Origin of the sequence: Enterovibrio gelatinilyticus, from assembly GCF_028683095.1 — a bacterium.
Lineage (GTDB): Bacteria > Pseudomonadota > Gammaproteobacteria > Enterobacterales > Vibrionaceae > Enterovibrio > Enterovibrio gelatinilyticus.
Genome location: NZ_JAJUBC010000001.1, coordinates 72,993 through 86,605 on the forward strand (window position 1 = coordinate 72,993; position 13,613 = coordinate 86,605).

Annotated in this window: 12 protein-coding genes; 2 read left to right on the forward strand and 10 right to left on the reverse strand. The window is 45.7% G+C overall.

Going from position 1 to position 13,613, the window contains the following annotated elements; all coding sequences use genetic code 11:
• Positions 1-16 precede the first annotated feature (16 nt).
• The 4 genes from LRP50_RS00335 to LRP50_RS00350 are packed head-to-tail and all read right to left on the reverse strand — an operon-like array spanning position 17 to position 5,740.
• Entirely contained in the window at positions 17-2,866 is a 2,850-nt protein-coding gene (locus LRP50_RS00335) for an FAD-binding and (Fe-S)-binding domain-containing protein (protein ID WP_274162529.1), read from the reverse strand.
• A 2-nt stretch (positions 2,867-2,868) separates the two neighbouring features.
• On the reverse strand, positions 2,869-3,543 hold the full coding sequence (locus tag LRP50_RS00340; RefSeq protein WP_274162530.1) for a LutC/YkgG family protein: 675 nt from the start codon (positions 3,541-3,543) through the stop codon (positions 2,869-2,871).
• Positions 3,540-4,970, reverse strand: a complete 1,431-nt coding sequence (locus tag LRP50_RS00345; protein WP_274162531.1) for a LutB/LldF family L-lactate oxidation iron-sulfur protein — start codon at positions 4,968-4,970, stop codon at positions 3,540-3,542. The genes LRP50_RS00340 and LRP50_RS00345 overlap by 4 nt, the downstream gene beginning before the upstream one ends.
• The gene (locus LRP50_RS00350) at positions 4,967-5,740 is read right to left on the reverse strand and encodes a (Fe-S)-binding protein (protein ID WP_274162532.1); all 774 of its coding nucleotides are present in this window, start codon (positions 5,738-5,740) and stop codon (positions 4,967-4,969) included. The genes LRP50_RS00345 and LRP50_RS00350 overlap by 4 nt, the downstream gene beginning before the upstream one ends.
• A gap of 149 nt (positions 5,741-5,889) precedes the next feature.
• Here LRP50_RS00350 and LRP50_RS00355 point away from each other — a divergent pair, with 149 nt between their 5' ends.
• Positions 5,890-6,795, forward strand: a complete 906-nt coding sequence (locus LRP50_RS00355; protein ID WP_274162533.1) for a LysR family transcriptional regulator — start codon at positions 5,890-5,892, stop codon at positions 6,793-6,795.
• Positions 6,796-6,886: 91 nt separating this feature from the next.
• On the opposite strand, the gene LRP50_RS00360 is transcribed toward LRP50_RS00355, so the two are convergent.
• The 6 genes from LRP50_RS00360 to LRP50_RS00385 all read right to left on the reverse strand — a co-directional run bounded on the left by LRP50_RS00360 (position 6,887) and on the right by LRP50_RS00385 (position 12,616).
• The gene (locus tag LRP50_RS00360) at positions 6,887-7,711 is read right to left on the reverse strand and encodes an HDOD domain-containing protein (RefSeq protein ID WP_274162534.1); all 825 of its coding nucleotides are present in this window, start codon (positions 7,709-7,711) and stop codon (positions 6,887-6,889) included.
• 161 nt (positions 7,712-7,872) lie between these two features.
• Complete coding sequence (locus LRP50_RS00365; protein ID WP_274162535.1) at positions 7,873-8,595, reverse strand: DUF3581 family protein; 723 nt, start codon at positions 8,593-8,595, stop codon at positions 7,873-7,875.
• A 145-nt stretch (positions 8,596-8,740) separates the two neighbouring features.
• Positions 8,741-9,190, reverse strand: coding sequence for an NUDIX domain-containing protein (locus LRP50_RS00370; protein WP_274162536.1), 450 nt, complete (start codon positions 9,188-9,190; stop codon positions 8,741-8,743).
• A gap of 118 nt (positions 9,191-9,308) precedes the next feature.
• Entirely contained in the window at positions 9,309-10,844 is a 1,536-nt protein-coding gene (locus LRP50_RS00375) for a diguanylate cyclase domain-containing protein (protein ID WP_274162537.1), read from the reverse strand.
• Between the two features lie 82 nt (positions 10,845-10,926).
• Positions 10,927-11,361, reverse strand: coding sequence for a type 2 periplasmic-binding domain-containing protein (locus LRP50_RS00380; RefSeq protein WP_274162538.1), 435 nt, complete (start codon positions 11,359-11,361; stop codon positions 10,927-10,929).
• Between the two features lies 1 nt (position 11,362).
• Positions 11,363-12,616, reverse strand: coding sequence for a hypothetical protein (locus LRP50_RS00385; protein ID WP_274162539.1), 1,254 nt, complete (start codon positions 12,614-12,616; stop codon positions 11,363-11,365).
• Positions 12,617-12,784: 168 nt separating this feature from the next.
• On the opposite strand from LRP50_RS00385, the gene cobB reads away from it, so the two are divergent.
• On the forward strand, positions 12,785-13,510 hold the full coding sequence (gene cobB / locus LRP50_RS00390) for a Sir2 family NAD+-dependent deacetylase (protein WP_274162540.1): 726 nt from the start codon (positions 12,785-12,787) through the stop codon (positions 13,508-13,510).
• Positions 13,511-13,613: the final 103 nt, after the last annotated feature.

Consider the following 13,613-nt stretch of genomic DNA (forward strand, 5'->3'; position numbering starts at 1 on the left):
CTAATAGCGCTTTTGCTCAGGCGCTTGTGGCAGGCACAGGTTGCTGGCTCGTTGCTTCTTCTAACAAGAATAAGATTGAACGATACGGTATCCCGCTATGCTCAGTTAAACCGATTTCACAGGTTCGACTATTGCTAAAACCGCGTGTACACCCGGATGGAATTTGCCCTTTAAGTGGATTCAATGCAGACGCATTAAGCTCTGGTGTAAAGAACCCCTTGTCGCCCGCGAAGCCGCAACACTCAATATGTTCCGGAACAATCACTTCTTTCGCACAAGCCTGCGCGGCATTTAGCAACGTATCTGCTAACCCCATGCGTTTTGTACTGCAGGTTATATGCAACATAACCGTTTCATCGAGCGGTGTGACCTCTAACTCCTTCAACAGATATTGAGTAATAAAACCCGCGGGTTCAAAGATATCCATTTCTTTTTCAAATTGTTCTTTGCTCAGTTTGCCGCATGGGCTGGTGTCCATCAGGATTGGCCATTTACCGCGTTGACTGGCATGCCACAAAACATCTTGGAGCTGATCACTCTTACTCTTGGCGACGTTGGTCATTCCCTTGCTGTCATAGGGCATCCCACAGCATTGGTCTTGTAGTGCATTAGGGATGATAACTTGATAGCCAGCACGCTCAAGTAGTGACATTGTCACTTCTGTAAGTGTTCTACCATCATGACTTCCCACTTCATTGGCCATATTTCGGCTGGCACAAGAAGGGAAGTAGACCACTTGCTTCTCTCGGGCGACTGATGAGCTTTCGATGTTACTTCGGTTGGCCGTCGGGAAGCTTTTGTGCCAAGACGGGCTTCGTCCTTTCGTGAGTGAGCGCAGTCCATTGACGGTTTTACTCATGACCTTCTCACCCAGTGACTTTTGCATCACCTTGTTAGCAGTGAGACCTACACGAGCGACTGCCGTGACTGCTGAGAAATGATCTGCCGTCCAGCGCGCAATCGGTTCATAGCGTTGGTATTTGTCTATACGAATCTGTTTGATGAGATCGCCAGTATTAATGCCAACCGGGCATCGATCAGCGCACAATCCTGTTGCTGCGCAGGTATCAACGCCAAGGTAGTCAAACGCCTTTTGGATTTCCTGATGACGAGACGTGTTTCCTTCCCGTTCTAATCGGCTTAACTCACGATAGATAACAATACGCTGACGGGGAGATAGGGACAGCGTTCTAGAAGGGCAGACAGCTTCACAGAAACCACACTCAATACAGCGATCGATAATGTCGTCCGCTTTTGGCATCGGCTTAAGATGGGTGATATGTGCGTTCGGATTGTCGTTGATGATCACGCCAGGGTTAAGCAGACCGTTGGGATCAAATAAGGCTTTAATGCGTCGCATCAATTGATAGGCGTCCGCGCCCCATTCAAGCTCAACATACGGGGCCATGTTTCTGCCCGTACCATGCTCTGCTTTCAACGAGCCGCCATATTTTACCGCCACCAACTGTGCAACGGCATCCATGAACTTGCCGTAGCGGGCAACTTCCTCCTCGCTTTCGAAGCCTTGAGTGAAAACAAAATGAAGGTTGCCTTCAAGCGCATGACCAAAAATGATCGCTTCACGGTAACCAAAATCGTCAAATAGCGCCTGTAATTCTCGAATACCTGCGGCAAGACGTTCAACAGGAAACGCTACATCTTCAATAATGACGGTAGTTCCTGCTTCTCTGACAGCGCCTACCGCGGGGAACATGCCTTTGCGGATCCCCCATAGCGTTGCGATAGTTGGCGCATGCTGGGTGAACGCAACTTGATGCGGAATACTGAACTCTGCCAGAATTGACATCACTTCATGACAGTGTGCGTTTAACGTGTCCTCTTCACTCGCTCTAGACTCCACTAGCAAAGCGCAATGCTCAAGGTTGAGTTGAGGGAGAAAGTCAGGCACTCCTAGATTGTATGCGACCGACTTAAGTGCACGACCGTCCATCATTTCAACTGAAGAGACTGACGCATTTGATAGTGCTGTCACTGCGTTAGAGGCCGCTTCAATGTCATTAAACACCAAAAGCGCGGAAGCCTTGAAAGGATGTTCTATCACCGTGTTGTAGGTGATTTCTGCAATAAAGCCCAGTGTGCCTTCTGAACCGACCATCAAGTGCGTGAGCACGTCCAACGGGTCAGAGAAGTCGATGAGTGCGTTAAGTGCATAACCAGTGGTGTTCTTTAGGCGGTATTTATGTGCAATACGCTGCTTTAATTCAGGGTTCTGGCTGACCTCAGCGCAAAGGGATTGAATACCTTCGAGCAAATATTTGTGACTTTCTTTAAACGTGGAAATAGACCGATAGTCTGCGGTGTCGAGGACAGTCCCATCATGAAATACCAGCTTCATCGAATCGACGGTTTTGTAGGTGTTTTGTGCAGTGCCGCAACACATTCCGCTCGCGTTATTCGCGGCGATACCGCCAATCTTACAGCTGTTGATAGAAGCAGGGTCGGGGCCAATTTTACGTTGGAACGGCATGAGGTACCGGTTGGCGTCTGCACCGATAACGCCGGGCTGCAGGCGTATTCTCTCGCCGTTGTCGATAATTTCATGCTGTCGCCAACTGTCAGTTAACGTGATCAACACGGAATCTGACACGGCTTGTCCTGATAGGCTCGTACCCGCCGCACGAAAGGTAAACGGTATGCGCATTTCGCCACAGGTGGTGATGATAAAGATGATGTCATCGAGTGTATCTGCCTGCACGACGACTTCTGGGATCAACCGATAAAAGCTAGCATCGGTGCCAAATGCCAGCGTTCGAGTGGCGTCAGTGATAAGCCGTGTGTCTGGAATTCTCAGCGCAAGCTGCGATAGAAGCTCCGTCTTCGTGTCGTTTGTCATCCTTGGTGACATGGTTACTCCTCAACCATAAAGACAATTAGTCGCTTAGGTCCATGTGCACCATAAGCCAATGTTTGTTGGATGTCGGCAGTTTTTGATGGGCCAGAGATGAGCAGTAAATTGGTGGGAGGCTGGGTATCCCATCCTGCTTCTGTCCAAAAAGGTGTAGCCATCAACTCATTGAAGTTACTAACAATGTCACATTCACGCAGTATGGCAATATGTGTAGGGGGAACGAGTGACAGAGCTCGCGGTTCTTTTTCACCCGTGACAATTGCAAGTGTCCCAGTATCAGCGATGCCGGCGGGAATAACCGAAAGACTGGCATCAATGTCGTTGAATAATGCAACTTTGTTATCATCTAATGGCTGATCATAGGTTTTCACGTCACAGGAAAGTCCTGTGTCGTTCAGTATGGACCCATAAGGATTGTCTTTCCCAAGCAGAATGGTGCTAAATGCGTTGTCGCGAATGAAAGTGACTAGTGAGTCATAAAGGCTGTCTTTTGTTGTTTGAATCACTTCGGCATGTGCAGCCGTCATGCAACTAATAAATCGCTCAACGCGGTGAGCTAAATCAGGATCATGCCATGCTTGCCAACCAGGAAGCTCGGTATCCGCTGATTGTCTTGGTGCTGCGTTCAGTTTTGCGAAAATCGCCGCACGCGCATTTTGGCTTCGAATATTCATTGTTTATCTCCTTTACGCTTGGCAATTCTCGCTTTCAACGACACGGTTGCGAGCTTGGGCTTGACGCGACATTGGGTCCAATTACCAAGATGATTGGGGATCACGCCATTCATCTTTCGCGCAATGCTGAGTGCGTTGTGATAAAGGGAGGGATGGCTGGCAGCATAAGCAAAACCTTTCATTGCCACCTTTTCTAACTTGCTTTCATCTGCATCCTGCCCCCGAAGTGGTTCGTGACCAGTAGAAGCTTTATGTTTGGCTTCCTGTCTGAGCCTTTGAAGCATGGCGGGAATAGGAATTCGGACGGGGCACACTTCTTCGCACGCTCCACAAAGACTAGAGGCTGTGATGATGGATTTTGTGCTTTCTAATCCCATCATGTGTGGCGAAATAATCTTTCCAATAGGGCCGGGATATACAGTGCCGTACGCATGGCCGCCTATTCGTGTATAAACAGGGCAGTGGTTCATACAGGCTCCGCAACGAATACATTGCAACGTTTTACGTAATTCTTCGTCGTGGTATGCCTGACTGCGCCCGTTATCTAGCAAGATAAGGTGAACTTCTCTAGGGCCATCAAGCTCTCCGTCTTTGCGTGGGCCACTGATCATATTGAAGTAAGTGGTAATATTTTGCCCTGTCGCGGAACGGGTCAGCGCACTGTACAGCGGAGGGATATCTGATAGGAACTCAACGACTTTCTCAATTCCGGTGATCGCAATGTGTACATCAGGAATCGTTGTACACATTCTTCCGTTACCTTCGTTTTCCACTAAACACAGGGTGCCCGTTTCAGCCACGGGAAAATTAACTCCGGAAATACCAATATCCGCATCTTGGTAAGCTTGGCGAAGCATCGTTCGACCGGTATTGATCAAGCGATCGACATCGGTGGTGGGCGTGAAATCCTGAATGTTGTGTTCAAAGGTATCGGAGACTTGCTGTTTGTTTTTGTGAATGGCGGGCATGATGATGTGAGAGGGGGTATCCCCGTCTAATTGAACAATATATTCGCCCATGTCGCTTTCAAGGCATTGTACCCCGAGTTTTTCCATGTGGTGATTGAGGCCGATTTCCTCACTGACCATGGATTTACCCTTCACCATGAGCTTGGCGCTATGCTTCGCGGCAAGTTCGCTAAATATTGCATTCGCTTCGTTCGAATCTTGCGCCCAATGTACTTGTATACCATTTCGCTGGCACTGAACTTCTAGCTTTTCGAGCAGTTCTGGTAGTTTGCTTAAGCAGCGTTTGCGTATCGCTTCCGAACGATCTCTGACAGCGTTTTCTTCGCTAGCATCAGGGAAAGCATCGCGTCGCTTGTTGCGCAGGTAATCCATTGCACCGCGAAAGTTCCCCCTTAGTTCGCTGTCTTTGAGTGCGTCATGAGCTTGTTGATGAAATCGTTCCGGGCGGTTGTGACTCATGATACTTCTCCATCCAAACACGTACGTTTCGCCAAAAAGCGAGCAATGTGCTGGCCTTTGATTGGTTTGCCTTGATATTCCAACGCGCCATTGATATTCAGCATGCAACCCCAATCTGCGCTGATGAGTTCCACTGCGCCACTGTTGATTAAATTTTGCGTTTTATCCGTTACCATCGCTTCACTGATATTGGGATGCCGTACTGAGAATGTACCACCGAAGCCGCAGCATTCTTCTTCATATGCCGCTTGTTTGATCTCGACGTTGGTTAACTGGTCGAGCAAATGCGATGAATAGCGATGAACATTCATTTCACGTCTCGCCGCGCAGGAAGTATGGATAACGACCGAGGTGGGTTCGCCGCTGTCCTCGAGTTTTACACGGCAAACATTGGTGAGAAATTCGGTAAATTCATAAACTCGTTGAGAGAATGATGTCGCTTGTTGCTCTAGCGAGTGATTTGCGAAAAGCTTCGGATAGTGGTGCACCATCATGCCGCCGCATGATCCAGACAGAATAACAATGGGAATGGGTTGAGGGAAAAGTGACATTTGGTGTGCCGCAACATCACGTGATTCTTCGGTATAACCTGAGCTATATGCTGGCTGTCCGCAGCAGGTTTGTTTTTCAACAAAGATGACCTCGATACCTTGTTTTTCTAGGACTGTTATGGCGTCAATGCCAGTGTCTGGGTCAAACATATCCACGAGACACGTTGCGTAGAGGTATATCTTTTGTGGTTTTGCAGGGTAAATTCGGGTCTGTTGCATAATTCTTCCTCGTTACACAGTGTTCTTTGATGACGCCGCCCAATCCTAGTAATGGCAACACCCACTTGCTGTTACTCGAGAATAGGTAATTGCTATAAGCGAATAAATAGCATTAAATGAATTTATTATTTCCAAATTAGAGATAATCAATGCGTGCTGATGATGTCATTTTATTTGCTCAGGTGGCGGAACTAGGTTCATTCAAGTTAGCTGCAGATAGGCTTGGCTTAGCCAACTCTGTCGTCAGCAAGCGTATTCAGAGGCTTGAACAAGATTTGGAGGTGCAATTACTTCACCGCACCACCCGAAAACTCTCGTTGACAGAAGCGGGTGTGTCACTTTTACCAACCGCAAAACAGATGGCACAGCTTCGGCAGGATGTTACTGAGTCTGTGACGCAACTCTCTTCAGTGATTAAAGGAACGTTACGTGTCTCTGTACCAACTATCTCAGGTGATCTCTTATTGGCAGAAGCCATCGCGGAGTTTGCTTCTCTGCATGATGAGCTAAGGATAGACGTAAAGCTCAGTAACCGATTCGTAGATCTTATTGATGAGGGCTTTGATTTGGCTATTCGGACGGGCTATTTAGAAGACTCTAGCCTGATCGCACGACATATTATTGATTCACAATGGTTAGTATGTGCTGCGCCAAGTTATATCGCTAAATTCGGTAAACCAAGCTCTCCTGAGTCGCTCGAGTACCACAACTGTTTACACTATACCTATCAGTCAACGGGTGAGGGGGATTGGGAGTTCTTTATTCCGGGCACGGAAGACAAAAGAATCGTGAAAGTGAACGGGAACTTTTCGACAAATAATGCGGCTGCATTGAGAAAGGCAGCGATAGCGGGACATGGTATTGTTTATGTACCTAAGTGTTTGGTTTACCATGATTTACAAGCGGGTATATTGATGGACATTTTCCCACATCAAGTTGCCAAAAAGCTTGGTATTTACGCGATATATCCTTTCACACGTCACCCATCCCCAAAATTGCGGGCACTCATTGCCCATATCCGAGATAGGTATCTCGCAATGGCTCACTACTTCTAGGTATGGACTGATAGATTAGCGTTATCACTAGTAATGCGTGGGTATTTGAAAAAAATTAACCGCCACTCGGCGGTTAATTACAAGGTATTGATTACGCGAGGGAGCTGGCTAAATCTCGACCTAGTCCTCTGTTGTTTTCGATGACGCTGATGATGTCTTCGCTCAATCCTAACATGCTGTATTCAAGTTGATGATTAAGCCAGGTTTGCCGTGCTTCTTCATCTGCGAGATCATCCCAACTATCATCAATTTTACGTGCAAGGTTGATATTCGCTGCGAGTTGAGAAAACTCATCACCTTGCACCGCAGAATATTGGTGTGCAATAGCATTAACCAATGTATCAGCAAATTTCCAGTTTTTTGCTAATAGCCCACCAAGTTCAGCACCATCAGTGCTCAATACAATTTGCTGTGCTTCAGCTTTGGACTTTCCTGTTTCCATATGAAGCTCAACTTTTTGAGCTTTGTCTGGATAGACGGTATAGATGAGTAGGTCACCAATGTTGTGTAGCATACCTGCTGTAAACGCTTCGTTTTGGTCTGCTTTTAACTCTTTGGCTATCACTTTACACAGAGTTGCCACTTCAAAAGTTGTTCCCCAAAACTTATTAAGGTCAAGGCCTTCTATCTTAGGAAAGGTACTCATTAAGGCAGAGGCTGTCACCAGTGTTCGAATCGGTCCAAGCCCAAGGCGAACAACAGCGTCATCGACAGAAGCAACTGAGCGACCACGTCCAAAATGCGATGAGTTTGATAACCGTAATACACGCGCACTGATCACCTGATCTAAGGCAATCTTCTCAGCGATATTATTCATATCAGAGTTATCGTCGTTAACAAGGTCCATAAGTTCTTGAACAACTTTTGGAATCTTTGGAAGCTTGTCAACGTGTGAGAGTAAAGAGGCAGTTGTCATATTCGACTCCAAGGCTAAGTCCACATTTTAAATATAGAACACAGTCTCGAATTTGTGGTTAAATATTACACATAAGACACTGACAGGTATAAAAAACCCCGATTAAATCGGGGCTTTTATTGTGCGCTTAAATGCACATGAATGCATAAAAATCGAACGTATTAGCTATGCGGTTGTGTTGAAAGAAATGCTGACTTTCTTACATTGAATTTATCTACCAATGCTTCAACTGCCGAATGTTCAAATTCTCTAAGTCCACTGCAAACCATTGTTTTTTTGCCTTCACCAATAATCTCGCCGTTTTCTTTGAAGCAAAATGCTAACGAGACAGTACCGCGTTTACCCGATACCAACATGTCGGAATGGGTAAGCTCGACGGTAGGTGAACTGAAATCAAGATGATGGAAATCAAGTTGCATACTTTCGTAGATGACGAGTGGGCGATCGGGGTTAATCATCATCCCGCTTTTTTCCATCAACGGAACCATAATATGCGGGAAGTTCATGCCGGAAAATTTCACATAGTTTTCCGCTACGCGGGCGGCGAGTTCTTGATCAACGAGGTTTTCACCACTGCGAGCCATTGTTAGATAACACTTACCGTTAGTATCAAGTACCTGCATATTTGCAGATTCATCTTCTTTAAAGATAAGTGGCATATTGTCAGACACCATACCTGCGAATGACACGTGCATTTTTTGGCTAATACCTGCTTTAGCAAGCAGGATAGAAAATAATAGGTCGCCTGGAACACAGAAACGCTTGGAATCTTCATCATGAATCGGGTTGTAATCACCTGCAACCAGTTTGGCAAAATGGCTTGCTTGCTGACGAGAAAAGGTTAACTGGTCGTCGCTTTGACTAAAGAAGTTATTTAATTGCATGATGCTATAGAAGGCTTTCTGGTTAATATTGTGGGCATTGTAACTGACTCAAGTGCGTCAAATGGTCTAGCCAGTTTAAATCAACTTGTTGTTATCACCTCTGAGACCAATTAATCACTGACAAAGCGAACCAGGCTGCCGAGCGTTACATAATGTGCCCTTGATACACACGGTCAAATTGGCGAGTTTGAAACGCTACCGTCATCGCCTTTGGGAAGAACAATAACTCGGGGAGTTTATCTAGTGGCATCCATACGTAGCCTATTTGGTCTTTGTCAGGGTTGGAGGGCGCCGCGACTGAGCGGAAATCGGTTGCTTCAACGAACAGTTCGATTTGATGCAAGTGTTTAGGCAAGAACGTGGTGTCCAACTTGTCTGCAATGACTTCTCTGACAAACAGCACATCTCCCATTGTGGCTTCGCCACCCGTTTCTTCAAGCAGCTCGCGTTGAAAGGCAATATCGAGAGTTTCATTATGTTGAATACCGCCGCCAGGTAAAATATACCAAAGACCACGTTCATCTCTGTGTTCGGCAAGTAAAAGCGTGTTGTCACGATAACAAACAGCCCGGACGGAAACGCGTAATGGATGCATGATTCTTCCTTTGAATGATGCCAGTTGGCTTAGGGTGATAGCAATTGGCTATGCTAAGACCCTTATCAACGAGGGAGGTTTGTTGAAGATTAGCGCGTGTGGCAGATCTAATTCAAGGCTAAGTGAGCTTTGATGTAGAAGCGGGTTCACTTTCTTTTTTATAGAAATTGAAAAAATTCTTTCCGTTGTTTTTCACAAAGTACATGGCTTCATCAGCTTGCTCTATGAGGGCGGGCACTGAACTTTCATTATCTGGATATACGCTTATACCTATGCTCGAACCCACGCTGGCGGTTTGTTCATGACCAATGTGAATCGGTTGAGAAATTTGGAATTGAAGATCCGTTGCAATATCTGACACTGCAGATTCATAGTTAGGGTTATATGAAAATGCGATTAAAAATTCATCTCCACCCCAGCGAGCCACCACATCTGACCCTCGGAAAAACTGTTTAATACGTTGGGCAACTTCGATAATGACTTTATCACCCGCATCGTGTCCGTAGGTATCGTTGACGTGCTTAAAACCATCGAGATCTATCATAAGTACCGCAAAATTACGCTCTTTCTTTTGCGCATCAATGACCGAGCTTTCGAGTTTACTCATTCCGGCTCTGCGGTTAAGCAATTGCGTGATAGGGTCATGCTCCGACTCATAGATAATGTTTTGCTCACGTTCTGCCCGTTCCGTGATGTCGTAAAGCACGACTTCTAATAGGCTATCGTCTGGATTATTAATGTCTTCAACCTTTGAAAACAGACAATGTACCCAACGGTCAGCTGCGCGTACTTTGTGTTTAAGTTGAATGTCTACAGCACTGAATTGATTCCCTGGCTTTGCCCAAAAGTCTTCAATAAACTCTTTGATCACTTGTGGGTCATGAAAAAATGCCGTGAAATCAGTTTTAGAAAATCGCTCAGTATCAACAATAAAGGTCTGTCCGAGTAGCCTTAAAAGAGCAGGGTTCGCAACAATAAGTAGGTTATTCGCGTCGATCAATCCTATGCCTGCACTCGCTCGTTCGAAAATGAAGCGGAATTTCTTTGACAGGTTCTCTGTCTGAGAGCGGAGATCTCGCTCGTTATCAATCTGACTATTGACGGCATCTAGTAATGTGTTGATATCTTTAACTAATGCGCCAATTTCGTTCTGGCTATTCCCCGTAGGCACGTTGATTCGTGTTGAATCCCCCGGGGTGATCAAGTGAAAACGATTTGCGACGTATTTGAGTGGTTCGGTCAATATTCTATTAACGATAAAAAGCGTTAATAACGCGATTATAATGGAGTAGGCGACCAATACGACGACTTGGATTTTTGCTAATGATATTGCGTTATTCTCAATGTACTTCTGATTCGGATAAATGAGGAGATCCCCGACAATCTCGTTTTGGTTGAAGGGAGATCGAATAGGAAAAATCACCGCGATATCAGAGTGGGTTAGGCTACCTTCACCCTCAAATGAAGCAGACAAACCGTTTTGACTTGTGAGCCGTGCTGCAGAGATGATGTCATTCGCTTCAAGCCCACGCAGGACTTCTTCTGCTAACTCTTTGTTACCAAGGTACATCGCAATAGATGCGGTTTGCTCTACCGTAACAACAATCTGATTAATTTGGTTTCGAGAGCGATTAACTTCCTCGTGGTACGACATATAGAACCAGATAACAGAAGCAATGATCGAAAATAGGAGCGCGCCACTTGCAACCCCTGAAGCTACACGTATGTGTACGTTTTTACTGAGGATTTTCAAATCGGTATACCACTTTTAGTCCTTGAGTGAGCTCTGCTTCATTAATATATGCAATGGCATTTTTATTTTTCTTTACATAATCGATAACGTCATCGATAGAGGGCACTGTTTGTGGAGGCTCTGACTTGCCAGTGAAAAGGAGTCGCGCCCAATAGGCATTAATTTGAGCAACTGATTTTCCAACCAACTGGCGGTAAAAGGCTTCACGCACTGGACTGTTATTGGGTAAGTCTGTGGTTAACACTTCTGATCCGTCAGGATAGGCGTTAAACCGCCCCATATAGAGGTCGACAACTTGGCGAGTCGATAGGTCAACGACAGGGTTTTCTTGATTAACAACAACAACCAGTTCGGCACGGACTGAGGGAGCCCATGCTAACCAAGTGATTGTGAGTAGTGCTAATACAAGTTTCTTCATATCAGAATACAAACGTTAGACTAATTGAGTAAGTGTCAATGTAGCTAGGTGGAACAGCACTGATGCCTTCAATGGTTGTTAGCCATGCTCCAGCATTGCCGTCATTTATCCACGTACGTTCTATTTGCCCCTTGAGTGCGATTTGAGAATCAAGATCAACACGAATACCAAAGCCAAGGCTTTCTTGGTCTATCACTCGCGTGTCTAACGAAGCCTTGGTGAAATTGTATAGCCCAGCAATAGCCGGAATTTGAAGTGCTTGTAGGCTAGGCGCTTCAAGTTCGTAGAACTCACCAACTGACTTGGCCCGTGAGACAAATCCAAATGCCGTCACATTGCTAAACGATTTACCCGCGCTCAGATAGCCTGCTGCTAGGTCAGGGAAGAATGGCCACTCTGCATCTGTGTAACTAAGTTCTGTTTGAAGTGTCCAATCTCCGGTTTCGTAAAATGCGCCGAGAGAATAATAATTAAAGCGAGAACCAATAAAGTTAAAATCCTTACTGATACTTCCAACTTCAGGCCAAAGTTGGGAAAGCGCAGGATCTTGTTGGAGAGAATCTATGATGCCTTCTGACGGGTTGCCTTCGTCAACTTTGGTTGTTGCCGCAACGCTGGAAAATAGCCAATCATCGATTGAATATGAGAGCTTTGCACCAAGAACAGGGGATAAGGTTACATCGTAAGGATCGCTCGTGGTCTCAATGGTGATGTTGGATTTTCCGCCAAAGAGACGTGTTTCTAATAAGCCTCCACCTATCTGATAGATATAAGCAATATCAGCACCATCAATACTGGCAATGGGAATGTTGGCGTAGAAATCGGTAATTGGCTTTGTCCAGAGGTAGGCAAAACCAACATCTCTATATTCAGAAAGCATGTAAAGAGGGGTGGCAATTCTGCCCACGCGGGCAGTGAAGTTGGGAGTCACCCTATATCGCAAAAAAGCCCATGCAATGGTTTTGTCTAAGTCGTTTTCGATGCGGTCTTGAAATACACCCTGGATCACGAAATCTACGTTTTGTGACACCTTTGCGTTAAGTTGAAGTCCAAATGCAGAACCTGTGTCTGCAGCCCAGCCACCATACTGTGCTTCTTTTGTTAGGTCGTATTTGTAACCGAAATCCTCTGTGCCTGATTTGATGAGGCTGATGTTACCAAATCCGCTTACTTGAATGTGCTCGTTAGCCGAAACGGTTGAGGCCGTCAGCAACAAGAGTACATGGGTCAGTAAGGGGAAAGTAAAACGCCGCAAATTTCCGTTCCAGTATCAAATTAAACACACCTATTAAATATAAGACATATTTCAGATTTCACGTGTAAATTCAATAAATCAAACCAAATTCGACCATGGTCTACCATCCTTGGTCTGTTTTGCTTATATCAACAATGTTATAAAGGTTTAAGTTCAAGTAGAGAAAGGATGCTCAACATGCAATTCCCATACAAAAACATAGTGATACTTACCGGTGCGGGGATCTCTGCTGAATCGGGAATTCGCACTTTTCGAGCGCAAGATGGACTATGGGAAGAGCACCACATCGAGGATGTCGCGACGCCTGAAGGGTTTGCAAGGAATCCCGCTTTGGTGCAAACATTTTATAATCAGCGAAGAATTCAGTTGCAGTCAGGCGTGGCACCCAACCTAGCGCATGAAGCATTATCACAATTGGAGCGCGATCTTGAAGGCACCGTTACTATCGTGACTCAGAACATTGATAATCTACACGAGCGAGCCGGCAGCGAGAATGTTATTCATATGCATGGCGAGCTATTGAAGGCCCGATGTAGTTATTCAAATCAGGTCGTGGACTGGACGGGTGATATTTCTGTGGATGATGCCTGCCATTGCTGCCAAATGCCTTCACCCATGAGGCCTCATGTGGTTTGGTTTGGTGAAATGCCGATTGCCATGGATAAAATTCATGATGCGTTACTAAAAGCCGATCTCTTCGTATCAATTGGCACGTCAGGCTCAGTTTATCCCGCTGCTGGCTTTGTCCATGAAGCTTCGATAGGTGGTGCAAAAACGATTGAAATCAACCTTGAGCCAAGTGCGGTCGAAAGTGAATTCGATGACAAACGCTATGGAAAGGCGAGTGTGTTGGTTCCTCAATTAGTTGCAGAGTTACTCGCACTACAAGAATGATCAGCGGTTTCATACCGTCGTGTTTTTAGTCAAACAAAAAAAGCGGCTATTAAGCCGCTTTTCTGTGTCTGCCACTCTATAGAGTGGCTTAGTATTTCTCGCT

What these genes read in the sequence shown, in the direction of transcription:
- LRP50_RS00380 (WP_274162538.1), bottom strand. Translation starts at nt 11,361, where the DNA reads ATGAAGAAACTTGTATTAGCACTACTCACAATCACTTGGTTAGCATGG.
- LRP50_RS00360 (WP_274162534.1), bottom strand. Translation starts at nt 7,711, where the DNA reads ATGACAACTGCCTCTTTACTCTCACACGTTGACAAGCTTCCAAAGATT.
- LRP50_RS00355 (WP_274162533.1), top strand. Translation starts at nt 5,890, where the DNA reads ATGCGTGCTGATGATGTCATTTTATTTGCTCAGGTGGCGGAACTAGGT.
- LRP50_RS00345 (WP_274162531.1), bottom strand. Translation starts at nt 4,970, where the DNA reads ATGAGTCACAACCGCCCGGAACGATTTCATCAACAAGCTCATGACGCA.
- LRP50_RS00365 (WP_274162535.1), bottom strand. Translation starts at nt 8,595, where the DNA reads ATGCAATTAAATAACTTCTTTAGTCAAAGCGACGACCAGTTAACCTTT.
- cobB (WP_274162540.1), top strand. Translation starts at nt 12,785, where the DNA reads ATGCTCAACATGCAATTCCCATACAAAAACATAGTGATACTTACCGGT.
- LRP50_RS00375 (WP_274162537.1), bottom strand. Translation starts at nt 10,844, where the DNA reads ATGTCGTACCACGAGGAAGTTAATCGCTCTCGAAACCAAATTAATCAG.
- LRP50_RS00335 (WP_274162529.1), bottom strand. Translation starts at nt 2,866, where the DNA reads ATGTCACCAAGGATGACAAACGACACGAAGACGGAGCTTCTATCGCAG.
- LRP50_RS00350 (WP_274162532.1), bottom strand. Translation starts at nt 5,740, where the DNA reads ATGCAACAGACCCGAATTTACCCTGCAAAACCACAAAAGATATACCTC.
- LRP50_RS00340 (WP_274162530.1), bottom strand. Translation starts at nt 3,543, where the DNA reads ATGAATATTCGAAGCCAAAATGCGCGTGCGGCGATTTTCGCAAAACTG.
- LRP50_RS00370 (WP_274162536.1), bottom strand. Translation starts at nt 9,190, where the DNA reads ATGCATCCATTACGCGTTTCCGTCCGGGCTGTTTGTTATCGTGACAAC.